The 18,452-nt window shown below is 73.2% G+C and carries 11 protein-coding genes; 1 reads left to right on the top strand and 10 read right to left on the bottom strand.

Annotation, left to right across the window (positions count from 1 at the left end; translation table 11 throughout):
- Positions 1–41: 41 nt before the first annotated feature.
- The 9 genes from F5972_RS18485 to F5972_RS18445 all read right to left on the bottom strand — a co-directional run bounded on the left by F5972_RS18485 (position 42) and on the right by F5972_RS18445 (position 15,180).
- The gene (locus F5972_RS18485; RefSeq protein ID WP_150934800.1) at positions 42–1,466 is read right to left on the bottom strand and encodes a cytochrome P450; all 1,425 of its coding nucleotides are present in this window, start codon (positions 1,464–1,466) and stop codon (positions 42–44) included.
- A complete protein-coding gene (locus F5972_RS18480) occupies positions 1,463–2,023 on the bottom strand; it encodes a flavin reductase family protein (protein ID WP_150934799.1) in 561 nt (186 codons plus the stop codon). The genes F5972_RS18485 and F5972_RS18480 overlap by 4 nt, the downstream gene beginning before the upstream one ends.
- Entirely contained in the window at positions 2,020–2,508 is a 489-nt protein-coding gene (locus F5972_RS18475; RefSeq protein WP_225311615.1) for an acyl-CoA thioesterase, read from the bottom strand. The genes F5972_RS18480 and F5972_RS18475 overlap by 4 nt, the downstream gene beginning before the upstream one ends.
- Positions 2,509–2,510: 2 nt before the next feature.
- Positions 2,511–8,456 (bottom strand): type I polyketide synthase, encoded by a 5,946-nt coding sequence (locus F5972_RS18470; protein WP_150934798.1) that lies wholly within the window; start codon positions 8,454–8,456, stop codon positions 2,511–2,513.
- Complete coding sequence (locus F5972_RS18465; protein ID WP_150934797.1) at positions 8,453–9,466, bottom strand: enediyne biosynthesis protein; 1,014 nt, start codon at positions 9,464–9,466, stop codon at positions 8,453–8,455. Before F5972_RS18465 ends, F5972_RS18470 begins: the two co-directional genes overlap by 4 nt.
- Entirely contained in the window at positions 9,463–11,523 is a 2,061-nt protein-coding gene (locus tag F5972_RS18460) for a CRTAC1 family protein (protein ID WP_150934796.1), read from the bottom strand. The genes F5972_RS18465 and F5972_RS18460 overlap by 4 nt, the downstream gene beginning before the upstream one ends.
- Positions 11,520–12,503, bottom strand: coding sequence for a DUF1702 family protein (locus tag F5972_RS18455; protein WP_150934795.1), 984 nt, complete (start codon positions 12,501–12,503; stop codon positions 11,520–11,522). The genes F5972_RS18460 and F5972_RS18455 overlap by 4 nt, the downstream gene beginning before the upstream one ends.
- A gap of 594 nt (positions 12,504–13,097) precedes the next feature.
- On the bottom strand, positions 13,098–14,099 hold the full coding sequence (locus F5972_RS18450) for a DUF1702 family protein (RefSeq protein WP_150934794.1): 1,002 nt from the start codon (positions 14,097–14,099) through the stop codon (positions 13,098–13,100).
- 103 nt (positions 14,100–14,202) lie between these two features.
- Positions 14,203–15,180, bottom strand: coding sequence for a hypothetical protein (locus F5972_RS18445; RefSeq protein ID WP_191910193.1), 978 nt, complete (start codon positions 15,178–15,180; stop codon positions 14,203–14,205).
- 763 nt (positions 15,181–15,943) lie between these two features.
- Here F5972_RS18445 and F5972_RS18440 point away from each other — a divergent pair.
- Entirely contained in the window at positions 15,944–17,614 is a 1,671-nt protein-coding gene (locus F5972_RS18440) for an FAD-binding oxidoreductase (protein ID WP_225311614.1), read from the top strand.
- Positions 17,615–17,728: 114 nt separating this feature from the next.
- On the opposite strand, the gene F5972_RS18435 is transcribed toward F5972_RS18440, so the two are convergent.
- Positions 17,729–18,376, bottom strand: a complete 648-nt coding sequence (locus tag F5972_RS18435) for a streptomycin biosynthesis protein StrG (protein WP_150934793.1) — start codon at positions 18,374–18,376, stop codon at positions 17,729–17,731.
- Positions 18,377–18,452: the final 76 nt, after the last annotated feature.

Here is an 18,452-nt window from a genome sequence, read left to right as displayed (position 1 = left end):
CCGGGGGTCGTCGTCACGTGTGTGAAGCGGCCGGTCTCCCGTCAGCCCCGGCTCTTCGCCCGTGAGTCCCGGGAGGCGGCGTGCACGGTCATCGGCAGCCCGCCGCGTACGCGCAGGGAGAGCATCGGCTCGGGCACCACCGCGTGGCCCGGCAGCCCGGTCAGCCGGAGGTCCCGGGCCACCATGGCGACCACGAAGACGGCCTCCATCATGCCGAGGTGGTTGCCCACGCAGAACCGGGGGCCCGCGCCGAACGGGATGTAGGCGTAGCGCGGCCGGTCGTCGCGCCGTTCGGGGTCGAAGCGGCCGGGATCGAACCGCTCCGGCGCGTCCCAGAACGCCGGATGCCGGTGCAGCGTGTACGGGCAGACCAGCACGTCGGAGCCGGCCGGCACGTGGTAGCCGCCGATCTCGTCGTCCTGGAGCACCTGCCGGGTGAGGATCCACACCGGCGGGTAGAGCCGGATGGCCTCCTCCACGACCATGGCGGTGTACCGCAGCCGGTGCAGGTCCTCGTACTCCGGCAGCCGGTCGCCGAGGACGTCCCGCGCCTCGGCGTGCACCCGGTCCCTGACCTCGGGATGCCGGTCCAGCAGGTGGAATGTCCAGCCGAGCGTGCTCGCCGTCGTCTCGTGCCCGGCGAGCAGCAACGTGACCAGTTCGTCCCGCAGCCGCTTGCGGCCGACCCGGGGATCGGCCTCCTCCCGGGCGGAGACGATCAGGCGGGACAGGGCGTCTTCACCGCCGGCCGGGCCGGTCGAGCGGTCGGCGACCAGCCGGTCGACGACCCGCTGCAACTCGGCGCGGGCCCGGCGGAACCGCAACTGCTTGGGCAGCGGCACCCACGTCGGCACCATGCCCTGCGACACCATCTCGAACATCGCCTGGTCCTGCACGGTCTCGAACGCGTGCCCGAGCGAGCGGAACGGGCCGAGGTCGGCGTCGAGCAGCGTGCGTCCCAGGACGCCGAGGGTGAGGCCGGTCATCTCCCGCAGCACGTCCACCGGCCCGCGGCCCTCGCGGGCGCGCAGCCGGCCCACCAGGGCCGCGGCCTCCGCCGCGACGGCCCCGGCCTGCAGGGCGATCCGCCGGTTCTGGAACGCGGGCTGGACCGTCCTGCGCTGCTCGCGCCACAGCTCGCCCTCGCTCGTCAGCAGCCCGTCGCCGAGCGCTCGCTTGGCCTGCGTCAGGCCGATGCCCTTGTGGTAGTTGGCGCTGTTGTCGGCGAGCACGTGCTTGGCGTGGTCGGGATGGTTGAAGAAGTAGAGCGAGCGCGGCCCGATGCGCAACCGGACCGCGTCGCCGTAGCGGGCCGCCGTGGTCATCAGCGCGAGCCGGTCCACGGCCAGTTTCCGCAGCAGGCCGGGCGTCGCCCACAGGGACGGCCCCGGCGGCGTACGGCCCGGAGGGGCGCCCGCGGGCGCGCCCTGCCGGTGACCGTGCTGGAGGCGGGTCGTGGCGGTCATGCGGTCACCTCGCTGTGCTCGGGCATCAGCCGGCGGAAACGGCCCCCCAGGAACAGCAGCGCGTCACGGTCGCCGGTTCCGTCGAGGGACAGCACGTTTCCCAGGAAGATCGTGTGGTCGCCGCCGTCGTAGCTGCGCCACAGCGCGCACTCGAACCGGGCGAGCGCGCCGGAGATCAGCGGCACCCGCGTGCGCGGGCCCGGCAGGCACTCCGCGGCGTCGAACGGGGCGCCGCCCAGCGAACGCCAGTGGTTGGCGAAGTGCCGCGCCAGGTCCTCCTGGTGCGCGGCCAGCACCGACACGCCGAAGAAGCGCGCTGCGGCGAGGCGCTCGTGCATGACGGCGTCGCGGCGGACGCAGACCAGCACCAGCGGTGGGTCGAGCGACACCGAGGTGAAGGAGTTCGCCGTCATGCCGTGCGGGTGCGGGCCGCCGACCGTCACGACGGTGACGCCGGTGGCGAAGGTGCCGAGGGCCTCACGCAGCCCCCTGCCGTCCGCCCCGCGCGGGGACGGCGCGGTCTCGCGGCGCGGGGACGGCATGGTCTCGCGGCTCATGAGGCCCTCCCCGCCAGCGCCGGCGCCGGCGCCGGGTGCGCGTACGGGTCGAGCGCCCGGGTGAGCGACTCGGGCACCCGGGAGGGCACGGTGCGGCTGTTGGGCCCGCGCATGCAGGCCACCCGCTGCCGGCCCCGGGCGACCAGCGTCTCCCCGCCGCCCGGGTCCTGCCGTACGTAGTCGAAGGCGAACTCGAGCTGGGTCTGCGCCAGATCGACCAGGCGCATCCTGATGGAGAGCTCGTCGAAGGCCGTGATCTCGGCGAAGAACTCGCAGTCGACCCTGAGCGTGAACAGCTTGAGGTCGTCGCGCAGCTCCTCCAGGACCGCCGGGGCGCGTTCCTTCAGGAACATCTCCCGGCAGCGGCCCTGCCAGCGCAGATAGTTGACGTAGTACACGTTCCCGACGAGGTTGGTCTCCTCGAAGCCGACCGTGTGCCGGTACTCGAAGTAGGTCTCCATCCCGTTCCCCTTGTCGTCGTCCATCGCTATCTCCGCCCTTCGGCGAGCACCGCGAACACGACCGGGCCGGGCTCGCCGCGCAGGGTGGTGACGAGCGTCCCGATCCGCAGGCCGCCGGAGACGAGGACCGTCCAGTCCGGCGCCTCCGGCGGCGCCAGGGTGAGCGGCGCGTCCGCGGGCAGGCCCGCCTTGCGCAGGCACTCCGCGGCGGCCCACACGCGGGTGGCGGCGGCGTCGCGCCCCTCCCCCGTCTCGTCGGCGACCAGCCCCGCCAGGCGCCCGTACGGGCCGAGCAGGGCCTGCCATTCCTCCGCGGGCCGCTCCGCCACCGGTTCGACGTCGCAGGCCACGGTGGCCGCCGGACCGTCCCCGGCGACGCAGAGGGTGACGTCGGCCCCATGGGAGGCCGAGATCGCCGGGCCGCCGGTCTCGCCGCCGAGCTCCGGCCGGCCGTCGGGGCGGTGGCGCACCTCCGCCCGGCGGCCGAGGACCCGGCCCGCCGCCAGCTCGGTGAAGGCCCCGCGGCCGGTGCCGTCGCCGTTGGCGCTCGCGCTTCCGTTGGCGCTGCCGTTTCCGTTTCCGTTGGCGGTCCCGTTGCCGTTTCCGTTGGCGTTGGCCTGCTCGCGCGGCGGGTCCGGCTCGACGGCCACCGCCGCCGCGACGCCGAGCAGCTCTTCGGCGGTGCGCTCCAGGTAGGGGCCGAGCAGCGGCGCCGGCCACGGGCCGCGCCCGTCTCCCTTGCGCACCGCCCGCAGGCGCAGCCCCTCCCAGCGCTCGACGACCTCGCCGGCGTCCGTGCGGACCGCGACGTCGTAGACGTACAGGTCGCCGTCCCGGTAGCGCTCGGCGGCGCGCAGCCGCAGCCTGCCGCCGGTGGGCACCTCGCCGAGCGGATGGATGCGGTCCACCCCGGCGGGCAGCAGCGTGGCGTGCGGGACGCACACCTGCAGGCCGTGCATCAGCGCGTCGCGCAGGCCGGGGTCGCCGAGCAGCAGGTCGCCGGAGAGGAACCCGGCGAACCAGTCCTGCGCCGCCACGGCCGCCACGTCGGCGTCGACGTCGTGCGCCGCGGCCCGGTGGTAACCGAGCAGCCGCTGGAACCTGCGGCCCTGGAACAGCAGGCCGCCGTACAGGTCGCCCGCCGGGTCCAGCCGCACCTCGGGCACGTCGTCCCCGACCGGGTACGGCGGGCCGTCCGGGACCGGCTCCCCGGTGAACAGCAGCCGGGCGCGGAAGTGGTCGGCGGCGAAGCCGGTCTCCTCGCTGCGGATCACCGCCTCGACGACGTCGTCACCGGTGGCCGCGACGGCGATGCGGATCTTCGTCGACCCGCCGGGCGGCACCACGACGGGCCGGAGGAACTCCGCGTCCTCGATCACCGGTGTGGTGGTCCGGCCGGTCGCGGCGGCGGCGTTCTGGGCCATGGCCTCCATCCCGAAGACCGCCGGGAACAGCATGTTGCCGTCGAGCAGGTGGTCGTCGAGGTAGGGATCGGTGCCGGAGCTCAGCTCCGTCTCGGTGACCAGCTCGACGCCGTGGTAGCGGACGAGCGGCCGGTCCACGAAGCGCAGCAGGGGCAGCGGCGGCAGGTCGTACCGTACGGTGCGGATGCCCTCGGTGCGGCCGCTGATCACCACCACCGGCGGCGCGGCGGGGTCGGCCACCAGCCTGCGCAGGATCTCGACGCCCTGCGTCGGCGGGATAGGGGTGATGCCGTCGCGCGACAGTGACTCGACGACCGACAGCCTCTCCCCCATGCCCACGCCGGACCAGACCGACCATTCCAGGCAGAGGGCCCGGCAGCCGGGGTGCCGCTCGGCCAGGTCCTCGGTGAGGGCGGCCAGCCACTCGTTGGCCGTGGAGTAGTGCGCCTCGCCGCGCAGCCCGGCCCGGCCGATGATGCTGCCGAAGGTCACCAGCAGCCGCAGGCGCCCGGCGTCCACCACGTCCAGCACCGCCTTGAGGCCGTCCACCTTGGGGGCCAGGGCGTCGCGGAAGGCGGTCATGTCCAGGCCGGTGAGCGCGGCGGGCTCGTTGCGTCCGGCGCCGTGCAGCACCGCGGTCACCGGGCCGAGCGCCCGCTCGGCCTCCGCGACCGCCGCCCGCACCTCGCCGGGGTCGGTGACGTCGGCCCGGCCGTACCAGACGGTCACGCCGGCCTCGGTCATGCGGCTCAGGTTGGCGGCCAGCTCGTGGTCCTGCTCGGGGTCGGAGCGGCCGATCAGCGCCAGGCGGGCGCCGCTGCCGGTGGCCAGGGCCAGGGCGCACTCCGCGGTGATGCCCTTGCCGCCGCCGGTCACGAGCAGCACGTCGCCGTCGCCGATCGGGTGCCGTACGGCCTCGGACCTCACCGGCATGGCCCGCAGCGTGGGCACCCGCCGGGTTCCGCCCGCGTCGTAGCAGACCTCCGTGAAGTCCGTCGTCGCCGCCACCTCGGTGACGATCCGATCCGTCAGAGTGCCGTCCACCGGAACGCCGTCCGCCGCGTGGTGGCCCGTCTCGTGGTCGTCCGGGAGGCGCACGACGGTGACGCGCAGGTGGGGCGCCTCCAGCCGGAGCGTCTTCGCCAGCCCGGTCGCGCCGCGCCGGCCCTGCTGGACCAGCACGAACCGGCCGCCGGACGGGCCGGCCAGGGCCGCCCGCGCGCCCTCCAGCGCCGCTTCGAGGTGCTCCTCCGCGCAGTCCGGCGGCAGGCACACCAGGGCGCCGGCGCCGGCTCCCGCACCTTCCAGAGCGCGGCCGAGGGAGGCGGCGAAGGGGTGCCCCTCCGGCGCGTGGACCGTCCACGGGCCGTCCGCCTCGCGGGCCGGGCGGGCCGGCGGCTCCGCCGGGTCGAAATCGACGGCGAAGGGCCGGATCCAGGGCGCGGCCCCCGCCACGATCGGCGCCGGCCGCGCGTCGCTCTCCTGGCCCGTTCCGGCGAGCTCGTCGAGGGCCTCGGCGAGCTCCCTGACGGTCGCGGTGGCGAAGTTGGTCGGCATCGCGACCGGGGGCATACCCAGTCGTTTGGCGGCCTGGTTGACGATCTGGCCCACGGTGATCGAGCTCAGGTGCAGGTCGTCGAGCAGGCGGCTGTCGTCTCCCACGGCGTCCGGCGGCAGTTCGGCGCGCTCGGCCGCGAGGGAGCGCAGCAGGCCGGCGCTCGACTCCGAGGGGTCGGCGGGTTCGCCGTCGCCGCCGGTCGCGTCCTCGCCGCTCGCGTCGGCGGAGGACGGCCGGGGGCTCTCCGGGACGCCGACCGTGGGAGCCTGCTCGCACGGGCTGGCGAAGAACGTGAACTCCGCGCCGATCTCCAGCGGGCGGACCAGGCGGCCCTCGAACAGCGCTCCGTGGACGACGGGGGCGCCGGTCACGTAGGCGGCGCCCGCCACCCCGAGCAGCGTGCCCAGCGACTCGTCGTCGGTGTCCAGCGCGACCGCCGGGACGTCCGTGATCGCCGAGGCCAGCCCGCTGAGCACCCGGCCGGGACCGACCTCGACGAGCAGGTCGACGTCCCGCACCGACGCGAGCGCCTGCGCGAACCGCACAGGGCTGGTGATCTGGCGGCGCAGCAGCGGCGCGACCTCGGTGTCACGCGGCAGCGCCTCGCCGGTGACGGTCGAGACGACCGTACGCGTGACCGGCCCGAACTCCGCTCCGGCGAGCCACTCGGCGAACGCGTCGGCCGCCGGCGCCACCAGCGGGGAGTGGAACGCGTGCGAGACGGGCAGGCGCGTGCAGGTCACCCCGGCGCGCTCGGCGGCCCGCCCGAACGCCTCGACGGCCTCGACGGAGCCCGCGACCACGGTCTGGCCCGGCCCGTTGTATCCGGCGATCACCACGGGGATGCCGCCCGCCAGGCCCTCGACCACGTCGCCGGGGGCGGCCACGCCCGCCATGGTGCCCTCGGCGCTGTGCTCGGCCATGGCCCCGCCACGGGCGCGGGCCACCCTCAGCAGGGTCTCCTCGTCCATGGCGCCGGCCCAGTGCAGCGCCGTGATCTCCCCGAGGCTGTGGCCGACCGCGGCGACCGCGTCCACGCCGAGGACCGACAGCGCCCGCAGGCCCGCGGCCGACCCGGTCACGATCCGGGGCTGGGCCACCGCCGTCGCCACCGTGTCGCCGGTCGCGGGCAGCGCCGCCCTGCCGTACAGCTCGTCCACCTCGGCGAACCGCCGCCGCAGCGCACCGCCGCCGGTTCCGGTGCCCGAGCCCTGGCCGGGGAACAGGTACCCGACCCGCGCGGGGCCGTCCACCCGGCCGAGGAAGGTGCGGCCGTCCGAGGCGTACAGGGACGTCTGACCCGCGTAGAGGGCCTCGCGCACCCGCCGCAGCCGGCGCTCGGCGTCCTCCGGCGAGGAGACGACGACCGCCGCGCGGTACGGCAGGTCGCGCAGCTCGCCCTGGAGCACGGCGGCGAGGTCGGCGAGCTGGGCGTAGGACAGCCCCGGCACGAAGTCGATCAGACGGGTCAGCCGGTCGCCCAGTTCCTCCGCCGAGGAGCCGTCCACGAGCAGCAGTTCCGCGTCCTGGATCGAGGCCGCCACGGCCCGGGTGAGGGAGTCGAAGCCGGAGCGGCGGCGCGGGCCGTTCTCTTCGGGAACGCCGTCGCCGTCCAGGACCAGGTGGGTGTTGATGCCGCCGAAGCCCATGGCCGTGACCCCGGCGCGCAGGTGCGCGTCCTCGGGCCAGGGCTCGGCCGCGCGCAGGGCGCGCAGCGCCGCGCCCTCCTCGGTGAGCAGTTCGTGCGGCTCCAGGCAGCCCACGGCCGGCGGCAGCACCCGGTGGTGCACCGCCATCGCGGCCTTGATCAGGCCCGCCACCCCGGCCGCCGCCTTGGTGTGGCCGATCATCCCCTTGACCGAGCCGATCGCGGCGGGCGGGGCCGCCGGGTCGGCGTCCGTCCTGGCCGTCGACAGGGCCTTCAGCTCGGTCGCGTCGCCGACCGCCGTGCCCGTGCCGTGGCCCTCGAACAGCGCCGCCGTCTCGACGCCGAAGCCCGCGCGCTCGTAGGCGCGGCGCAGCGCCAGCCGGTATCCGTCGAGCTCCGGGCGGGTGATGCCGCCCCGGCCGTCGGACGACACGCCCCAGCCCGCGATCGTGGCGTAGACGCGGTGCCCCGCCTCCAGGGCGTCCCGCTCCCGCATCAGCACGACCATGCCGCAGCCCTCGCCCGGCCAGAAGCCGTTGGAGCGGCGGTCGTACACCCGCATCTCCTCGCGGGCGAGGGCTCCGGTCTTGGCGAACCCGATGATCTCGAAGGGGTCGATGGACAGGTCGACGCCCCCGGCGACGGCGATGTCGATCTCGCCTTCGAGCAGCGACCTCGCGGCGGTCACCACCGACAGCAGCGAGGAGGAGCACGCGCCGTCGACGGTGTAGCCGCCGCCCTTGAGGTCGAAGTGGTTGCAGACGCGGCCGGCGATCGTGTTGGACAGGCCGCCCGCGAGGGTGTCCTCGTCCACCGGCGGGAACGGCCTCTTGTACGCCGCCTCGAACTCGCCGAGGAACCCCGCGAGCCGGTCGTCGTCCCAGCTCTGCTCCTTCAGCGCCGCGGCGAGCAGACGGCGCACGTACGGCCAGCGCAGGCGCATCTGGTTGGCGCGGACGAACTCGCCGGTGAGCGTGTTGCCCACCACCACCCCGGTGCGTTCGCGGGCCAGCCCCTCGGCGGCGGGGAACCCGGCGTCGGCCAGCGCCGCGCCGGCCACGTCGAGCGCGAGCCAGTGCGTCAGGTCGGTGGACCGGTACGTGCTGCCCGCGATCTTGTGAGCCACCCGGTCGAAGGCGTAGCCCTCGATGACCGCGGCGTTGCGGGCGTAGAACCGGTCCGGGGCCGCGGGGTCGGGGTCCCAGTAGTCCTCCAGCCGCATCCGCACGTCGGGCAGGCGGCGGAAGGCGCGGCGTCCGGCCACCGCGTTGTCCCACAGCTCGTCCGGGGAGGTGGCGTCGGGATAGCGGCAGGCCATCCCGACGATCGCGATCCTCGTCATGCCGGCACCGCCTTCCGGCCGTTGGCGACGGGCTGCTTGGCGTCGGGCTGCAGGGTGCCGGGCGTCACGCTCGGGACGGCCGGCTCGGCGGCCGCGCGCTCCTGCGCCTCCCGCCGGAGCCTGGCCCGCTCGGAGACGTGCAGCGCCCACAGGTACGTGCCGCGGACGAGGCAGACCGCCGCGGTGGCGAAGAACAGGCCGTACGCGATGTGGATCGCGGTCAGGATCCCGTAGACGGTCGCGACCCCCGCCCCGAAGGCGAACTGCGCGGCGGGCCGCGACGGCGTGGTGCCGGGGTCGGTGATCATGTAGTTGGTGTAGAGGACGAACGCGACCCCGGTGACCACCGCGAGCGCGCCGGGGATCGCCGTGCCGAAGACGAGACCGCGGACGACCGCCTGCAGGGCGAAGAAGCTCACCCAACCGGCGACCAGCCACATGCGGCCGGTCAGCTTCGCGTTGATCATCGTGCCCGCGACCAGGATGATGGCCGGGATCAGCCAGTCGAACGGGGCGCCGACACGCTCGGTGAAGTGGTAGCCCGGCGCGATGCTGGCCCACGGGAACAGCAGCAGGATGACCGCGATGCCGAGGTTGGAGGGGTTCATGAAGTGGCGCAGCCTGCCGCGCACGGGCGCCCGCAGCACCCACTTCGCGCCGACGGCGACGACCACCCCGAACATCATCACCTGGACCTGGTCGTTGACGTAGATCAGCATGTTCACGGCGAGGCTGGTGATGTGCGCCGGATAGAGGAACTCGACCAGGCCGCGCACGCCGTTCCCGGCGAAGCGGGGCCGGCGTCCCTCGGCCCGGGCGCCGAGCGTCTCCAGCGTGATCTCGACCGTGTAGCCGGTGGCGAGGGCGATGAAGGGCCACAACCATGGCTGCTCGAAGCCGAGGACGGTGTAGCCCAGGGCGTTGAACACCGAGATCGAGATGGCGAAGCGCCGCAGCGCCGTGATGACCTTCGGATCGTGCCGGGGTGGTGTGCTGGTCTGGGTGGTCATGCCGCCTGCCTCTCCTTCGCCTGCGTGCCGAGGCGCAGCGAGTGCCATCCCGGCCGCAGCCACAGCTCCTGTTCGCGTATCTCGCCGGTGCCGTCGCGCCAGCACAGCCGCACCTGCACGGGCTCCCAGACGTTCTGGCCCAGGCCCACGTGCACCTCGCTGCTGCGCTTGCCCGAGTGCCCGCTGCCGCCGTCGACCCGGGAGACGAGCCTGCGGCCGTCGGGCGTGGTCACGGTCACCTGCGTCCCGACCGCCGGCGTCCCCGGGCCGTCCGGCGTCCCCTGCGCGGACCCGGCGGAGCCCGGCGCGGGGTCGCGGGTCAGCCGCAGCCCGAGGAACGAGCCTGTGGAGGGGCTCTGGTTGTGGTAGAACACGGGCTCGCCCCACTGCCGCGCGACGGCGAAGTCGAGCCGGCCGTCGCCGTCGGCGTCCCCGGTGGCGATGCCCCTGGTCGGCGTCGGCACGGCCAGGCCGAGATCCCCGGCCACGTTGGCGTACCCGCCGTCGTCGCGCCTGGCGAAGAAGTTCAGCGTCTGGTGGCCGGCGATGTCGTCGTTCGCCCTGACGTTCGGCCACAGCCAGGGGTGCTCCACCACCAGGTCGTTGGCCGCGGCCAGCTCCTGCAGCTGCGGCCACCGGTCGGTCTGGCCCTTGACGAACCCGTCCGCCTGCACGATGGCGAGCCGGCCGCTGTTGTCGAAGTCGGCCATCTTGACGTCCCAGCCCCAGCCCGACCAGGCCGTGCCCATCTCGGCGCTGCGGTCCTCCCACGGCGCCGTGCCGCCGGCCAGGTCCGCCCGTACGGCGGAGGTGTCACGGGCGGTCGACATGTACTGGAAGTTGCTCTCCTGCACGCCGTAGGAGGTGGTGATGTTGCTGACGAACATGTCGTAGACGCCGTCGCCGTTGAGATCGCCGAAGTCGACGCCCATGCCCTTGAACGAGTCGGCGCCGATCCGCTTGGACTTGGGGGTCATCGGCGTGCGCACGCCCGACACCGGAGTGAACTGGATCTTCCCCGGGGTGGACTGGTTGTGGAGCAGGGCGTCCCTGCCGTGGTCCTGGGCGAGGTACAGCTCCGGCCGCATGTCGCCGTCGAGGTCGTTGGCTCCGGCGGCGAGCACCCAGCCCTTGGAGACGTCCTCGGGCAGGACGTTCTCGACGCACTGGAAGGAGACCGACGGGCGGGAGCCGCCGGTGGCTCCGGTCCACCGCAGGACGAAGTCCGCGCCGCCGTTCATCGCGTTGGACAGCGACCGGTTCATCGACACGCCACCGCTGACGGTGTCGTCGAGCACCGGCCCGTCGGGGAAGTAGTTGCCGATGTAGATGTCGTCGTGGCCGTCACCGTCGAAGTCGTCCACGACGGCCGTGTTGGAGTTCCACTGCGGTCCCGTGTACGTGCCCGTGCCCGAGCCGGGGACCAGCTCGACCGGCACGTACGCCTGGGCGGTCAGCGCGTCCGCGCCGGCCTTCGCGCCGGCCGTGACCGTCTTGGCATCGGCCTTGGCGCCGGTCTTCGCGTCGGCGCCGGTCTGGGCGCCGGCCTTGGCAAGGTAGACGATCGGGGTGCGGCCCCACATGTAGACGAGCAGGTCCATCCTGCCGTCCTCGTTGAAGTCGCCGGGGACGCAGCCCATCGGGGCCATCGCGTGGTTCATCGGCAGCGGGCGCGGGTCCAGCGCGAACGGCGCGTACCGGCCGGAGCGCGCTCCCGGGACGGGGGTGACGACCACCTGGTCGATGCGCGGGTCGGTGACGCACAGGTCGTTGGCGAGGCCGTCGCCGTCGAGGTCGTTCATCGCTATCCCGGCCCCGACGGAGGAGATCCAGGCGTCGATGTCGGCGTAGTCCTTGTTCACCTTGCGGATCGTCTGCTCGGGATATCCGCTCGGCATCCCGATCGACATCGGCGCGAAGGCGTACCTCTGCGCCACGCTCGCCGTCTCGGCGGCGGAGGGCACGGGCGGGCGGACCACCAGGAAGCCGACGACCATGACGGCCAGCGCGACGATTCCCGGCAGTTGCCCGCGCAGCCGGCTGAGTGTCCCTGTCATCGTGAAACCCTTCCGGACTCGGCGAAGCTGTCCGCGACCCGCCGGCGCCACATCTCGTAGGCCGCGGGATCCCGCCTGGCCTCGTCGTCACCGGGGCGCGCCACACGGGAGACGCGGGCCGCCTCCTCCGGCGTCGTGTCGCAGAACACCGCCGTGGCGACGCCCGTGTGGGGCACGATCAGACCGGCGCGGATCCGGGCCTCGGCCGCGAACGCGGAACCCTGGGCGACCTGGGGCCGGTACTCCCCGGCGCGCCACGCCAGCGAGCGCAGCTCCGCCTCGTCGGCGCCGCCCGCGTACGTGGCCGCGAGCCCGGTGCCGCTGTACAGGTCGGCCCGCCGGTGCTCGGGGAACCTCTCGATGAGCGTGGCGACCTGGTCGACGTCGGTGCCGCCCACGAACCACAGCGCCCGTCCGATGCCCTGGTCGATCGCGTGCGGGGCGTACGCCCGGCCGGCTCCCCCGGGCCAGGGGAACCGCGGGTCCTGGTACTGCTCGTGGACGTACCTGCGCGTGTGGAAGTAGGCCTGGTGGAAGCCGTAGCCGTCGAGCGCGAGCCACTTCAGCAGAGGGTCCATCTCCTCCGCGTGCGGCCAGCGGAACCTCGGGACCCGCGCCATCGCCCATCCGACGCCGACGTAGACCATGTAGTCGTGGTCGCGCCCGCGTCCTTCCAGGAAGCGGGCGATCCGCCGGCCGCCCAGGGGGGACAGCGCGTCGACGACGGCGAACCCCATCGCGGCGCCTTCGTAGGCGAATCCCCGGAACCGGTCCGGAATCTCTTCCAGTCGAATTTCCGCGTCCGCCGGATAACGCGCCTCGGCGGCGTCCGCGAAACCTGTGAGAAACACCCGGCCGATCGTCTCCAGAAGATCGCGGGCGGCTGGGTTTTTCTCGTGAAAACCGCGTATGTCGAGTCTTGTGGCCGAAACGTTCGGCGTCAGCATGCGACGCCTCAGGGCCCGTGCTGCCTTGGTCAACTCGTCCTCCCGCCATCCTCTGATTTCCGGCGTGCAGATTCTCGTAATCCACGTCAGCGTAAGCAGAGCGGCCGAACCGCTGTCATCTCCGAATGTGCGGAGGGCCGGGACGGCATATTAAACGTGAGATGGCTGTCGAGCACGCCGGAAGAATGTATTCAGTCGCAACCGGTAATCCGGATGACCCTTTTCCGGGCGGTTTCCGGGCGTGGCGGAGCGGCACCGAGGTCCGGCCCGGAGACGCGGGCACGGCGATGCGGGGACGGCGATCGGGAAAGCATCGATCCCGCCCGCGCCGTCAGGGCGTACGCCGTTCGTAGGGCACGCCGTGATATCCGCCCTGGGGCTCGCCGGTGGGCATTCGCCGGGGGATTCGCTGGGAAAGGACCCGCGCGGACCGCGCCGGGGTAGTTCGTCCGCCGGCGGACCCGGCGATGCGACCGGCGTCCCGGGGCGGACCCGGGACGCCGGTCACATCGAGCCGCGTTGCCCACACCTGGGCGTGGCGCCGACATCTCGGTGCCGGTGCCTGGGCGCCGGTCCGGAGACTCCGTCAGGAGACGTCACGAGACTCACGAGACCTGGGGCGAGACCTCAGGACGCGGACCGGGAGACGCCGGCGGGGGCGGCGAAGTGGTGGCGCACCCCGCGCCGCCACAGCTCGTACGAGGGCACCTCGCCCTTGGTGCCGGGATCGACGGCGCAGTCGTCGGCGAGGGCGACGGCTCTCTCGACCGAGAGCCCGGCGAAGGCCTCGGCGGCCGCCGCCGTGTGCGCGGGGACGCACCCCGAGTAGTGGCGGGCCTTGAGGGCGAAGACCGCTCCCTGGGCCAGGTCGGCGTGGTGTTCGGCGGACAGCCGCCGCACCTGCGCCAGGCCGGCCGGGTCGCATCCGCCCGCGAACGCCGCGGCGAGCCCGACGCCGCTCCACAGATCGGCCCGCCTGCCGGAGGCGAAGCGGCCCACGGCCACGGCCACCTCCGTGGCGACGGCGCCGTGGATGAACCACAGCGCCCGGCCGATGCCCTGGTCCACCGCCCGCGGGAAGTAGCCGGGCGAGCCCTCCCACGCATAGGGGGCCGGTCTCTCCTGGCGGTCGACCCAGCGCCGGGTGTCGAAGTAGGCGCGGTCGAACCCGAAACCGTCCACCGCGAGCCAGCTCATCGTGGGGTGGTACGGAGACCCGGTCAGGTCCGGGACCGCCTTCTTCCAGAGCTGCCTCGGCAGGCGCGCCATGGCGAACCCGATGCCGATGTAGGCGAGGAAGATGTGCGGCCGTCCCGGCCCCAGAAGCAGGCGGCGCGTACGGTCGCCACGCCGCGGGCCCATCGCGTCGAGGATCGTGAAGGCCATCGTCGCGCCTTCGTACGCGAAGCCGCGCATCTCGGGCTCCACCAGGTCGAGCCGGCGCTCGACCTCCCACTGGTCCTGCGCGTCGATCCCCCACTCGAAGCCGCAGACGACCGACTGCGGGACGGCCTCGAGCCGCCGGGTCGCGTCCGTGGCCGTGACCGGGAATCCACGCCGTTCGAAGGTGACGTCCCGAAGCGACGGCGTCAGCAGAAGCCTGCGCAGCGAGCCGAAAGCGGTCGGCATCGGTCCTCCCTCATCCTCTGTCCTTGACGGAAAGTGACGTTCTCATCCTTGTCCGTGCTGATTTGGGGCGCATCTCCCGGATTGCCCTGTTGCCGGATCACCGTCAGGCCCAGGGAGCGGTGGGGTACCACGGGATGACCCCACGCCCGGCGAGAAGCCTGACGTCCCAGTACAGGAAGGTGAAGACACCCGCGACGATCAGCAGCGCCGCCGTCACGACCGCGAGCCGGTACGGCGTGGCGGTCAGCCACCGGTTCAACCGGCCTCCGGCGAAGTAGACCAGGATCAGGAACAGCAGGGCCATGACGGCGATGTTCCCGATCGACTGCAGGGCGAAGGCCAGCGCGCCGTACAGCGGGTTGCCGCTCTCCGCCGCGTCCCTGAACAGGTGCCGGAACAGCGGGAACGGCCGCCCGATCAGGAAGCCGCCGACGAGCGCTCCCATGAAGACCACCCGCGCCTGGGGGAAACGCCGGGAGATCCGATCGAAGGGGTCGGGCACGATGCCGAGCGCGGCGAGCCCGAGGTAGGTCATCGACAGGCCGATCAGACCGAAGATGACCATCGACTGGATGGTCCGGGCCGACAGCCCGCCCGCCGCGTTCTGCGTGGTCGAGAACTGCGGCATCCGCGTGCCCACGAACCCGACGACCGCGCCGTAGCAGGCCGAGACGGTCAGCATGCCCGCCGCCAGCCATCCCAGCGGCCTGAGCGCGAGCAGCAGGCGGCGCCTCCGGCCGCCGGCCCCGTCCAGCATCGGCGCCAAAGCGCCGAAGACGGCCACGTTGCAGGCGGTGAACGTGCCGGCCAGGCCGGAGACGAAGGCGAAGACCGTCCCGGCCACCACCCCCGTGATCGGCGTCTCCAGCGCCGGATGGCCCAGCAGCGAGCCGGCCACGTTGCCGCCGATGGTCCGGTCGACGAACTCGGCCGACCAGACCACGGTCAGCAGGAAGCCGGCCAGGCCGCTCAGCACGGCGACCAGTGCCCGCGAGGGCGGGAACCGGCCTCCGGCCGGTGCGGGGGTCGCCGCCGGTGCGGCGGCCCGGAGCGGATCATGCGTGATGCCGCTACGCGCCATCGTCGTCTCCTCGTCACGGTCTCGCGGTGATCAGGGCACTCCCGGACCGGCGAACGCCATCCGCACCGCCTCGGGCGGGCCGGGCACAGGCCCGGGCAGAGGCCCGGGCAGAGGCCCGAAACACAGTGCCGGGACCTCGGGCCGGTCCCTGTGGGCACACGTCCGGGCAGAGCTCCGGGCACGCATCCGGACACAGTCCGGGACACAGGTCCGGAACACGGTGCCGGAACACGGTGCCGGAACACGGTGCCGGAACACTCAGGCCGGTCCCTGCGGGCACAGGTCCGGACACTGCGTGGAAGGACGTCGCCGCCGACCTGGTGGGATCGGCGTCGCGACCACCCACGTCCTCAGGATGACCGCCCGCGCCCGCCCCGGGCCTCTTCTGAAGTGCGGCCCTCCCCGCCCACATCGCCCGCCCGGGGACCGGTCCCCGTCCGACGGCCGCCCCGCGTCCCGCTCCGGGGTCTGGCCGGAGCGCCGATGCGGCCGAAGCGACGGCCTGGCGAACGTCGTCGTCCGGCACGGTCACTCCGGCGCGAAGTGACATGGCCCACCGGAGCGAGCGCGTGGCACTCGCTTTCACGCGGGCGGTTTCGGCTGTGCAAGACCGCAATTCAGGAGATGCGCCCCCACAACGTAAATGATCATGATGGTGCCGCGACGGCACGCCGCGTTCGTGCCGTCCCGTGCGAGTGAGGCGGCTCCAGGAGGCGCCCGTCTGGACGCGCTGCCGGGAGGCGCCGCGGAGAGGAGACAGGCTGTGGAGGGTTTGGGACGTCGTGCTTTCCTGACCGGCGCCACCGTCGGCGGAGCCGCCGCGCTCATGTCGGCGGCGGGCGTGCCCGCCGTGGCACGCCCGGCGCGGGCCGCCCCGCCCGCGGACGGATGTGAACGGCCCTTCGGACCGGTCGTCATCGGCCCCGGCGATCCCCGCTACGACAGTCTGCTGCTCAGCCACAACCGGCGTTTCCGGGGCCGGCCCCAATCCGTGCAGGTGGTGGGCTCGGCCGAGCAGGTCGCCGAGGTGGTCGGCCGGGCGGTGGCGACGGGCCGGCGGATCGCCGTACGGAGCGGCGGGCACTGCCTGGAGAACTTCACCGCGTCGCCGGAGGTCGAGACGCTGATCGACCTGTCGCCCATGTCCGGCGTCACCTACGACGAGCGGCGCAGGGCCTTCGCCGTAGGAGCGGGCGCCACCCTGGGACAGGTTTACAAGGCGCTCTTCACGGGCTGGGGCGTGACGATCCCCGCGGGCTCCTGCCCCTCGGTCGGGGTCGGCGGCCACATCACGGGCGGCGGCTACGGCTTCCTCTCCCGCAGGTACGGCCTGGCCGCCGATCACCTGTACGCCGTGGAGGTCGTGGTCGTCGACGCCTCCGGCCGGGCCCGGGTGGTCGTGGCGACGCGCGACGCCGGGGACCCCGAGCGGGACCTGTGGTGGGCGCACACCGGCGGAGGCGGCGGCAACTTCGGCGTCGTGACGCGATTCTGGCTGCGCTCCCCAGACGGCGCCCCAGACGGCGCCCCAGACGGCGCCCCAGACGGCTCCCCGGGCGCCGACGGCACGGACCCGGCGCGCCTGCTGCCGAAGGCCCCGGCCGCCATGCGCAGGAGGATCGTCATGTGGCCGTGGGAGTCGATGGACGAGAAGACCTTCTCCCGGCTCCTGCGCAACTACTGCGACTGGTACGAGGCGAACAGCGCGCCGAGCTCACCGTACGCCGCTCTCTGGGGGGTGCTCCTGGCGAGCCACCGCTCCGCCGGGCAGCTCGGCTTCATCGTGGGCGGCGACGCCGGCGTCGCGGGCGTGGAGAGCCTGATGGCCGCGCACGCCAAGGCGGTGACGGCGGGCATCGGCATCGAGCCGGCGTCCGACACGCTGGAGCTGCTCCCCTACCTGGACGAGGCGAACTGGGTGAACGAACCCGCGGGCCGGTCCAAGAACAAGGCCGCCGACCTGCGCAAGGGCTTCACCGACCGCCAGATCGCCGCCGTCTACCGGCATCTCAGCCGCGAGGACTACACCAACCCGGGCGCCAACCTGAGCCTCACCGGCTACGGCGGGCGGATCAACGCGGTGGCCTCCGACGCGACGGCGACCGCCACCCGCGACGCGATCCTCCGCGCCTACTTCACCACCGGCGGCTGGGCCTCACCGGACGACGACGCCCGGCACATCGGCTGGATGCGGGACTTCTACCGGGACGTGTACGCCGACTCCGGCGGCGTGCCCGTGGACGGACCGGTGAACGCCGGCAGCTACATCAACTACGCGGACGCCGACCTGGCGGACCCGAAGTGGAACACGTCGGGCATCTCCTGGGAGACCCTCTACTACAAGGGCAACCACCCCCGGCTGCAGAAGATCAAGAAGCGCTACGACCCCCGCGACGTCTTCCGGCACACCCTGTCGGTCCGGCTCCCCAAGTGACCCCGGCCCAGGCGGCCCCGGCCGGATGACCGGGGAGACGTGAGGGCGGCGGCCGGCCGGTCGGCCGGGCGCCGCCCTCTTCTGTGCCGCCGACGTGGGGTCACAGCACGTCGGTCATAGCACGTCGAAGTAGTCGCCGATCCACAGCCCCCGCTTGGCGTCCACCGTACGGAGAGTGGAGGGGTTGTAGTCCGACAGCCGGATGCACCGGAAGTCGAAGCTCACCCGGGTCGACCCCGTCTCGTTGATCTTGTTTCCGTGGCTCCAGTCGACCGAGTCGAACACCAGCACCTGACCGGGGTCCAGCGTCATCGGGCGGTAGTCCCCCGATCCCAGCTCCCGCTCGATCCAGACGGAGTTCGTGTCGTAGGCCGGGGTGAACGGAACCCAGAAGTTCACCTCGCCGTCTCCGTGGTTGTAGTCGCGGTCCCGGTGGAAGTCGCCCACCGCCACATTGCCGGGGAAGTGCACCCGGAACGTCGGGACCCGCTGGAAGCAGAACTCCTCGGTGCCGAGGACGCCGGGGACGAACGCCGCGACGAACTCCCGGTAGAGGGGCTTCAGCTCCGCCTCGAACGCCTCGTAGAACTTCGCGTGGAAGTCGGTCGACTGGTCGGTCCTCCAGGTCATGACCTCGAGCTCGCCCTCCGGGCGGAGACGGGCCAGGTCGTCGACGTCGTAGATCTTCCGGAGGATGTCCCCGAAATCGAAGCGCGCCGCGTCGTAGTCGTAAATCACGGGCTCGTGAACTACGGGGTGCATCTCGTCGCCTCCCGAACTGGTTCGCCGGCATTTCCAGCCGGCCGTCTCCGCCGTTTCCGGGAACGGCCGGCTTGTT

This window comes from Microbispora cellulosiformans (assembly GCF_008728085.1).
Taxonomy (GTDB): domain Bacteria; phylum Actinomycetota; class Actinomycetes; order Streptosporangiales; family Streptosporangiaceae; genus Microbispora; species Microbispora amethystogenes.
This window is presented reverse-complemented; position numbering and strand designations above follow the sequence as displayed.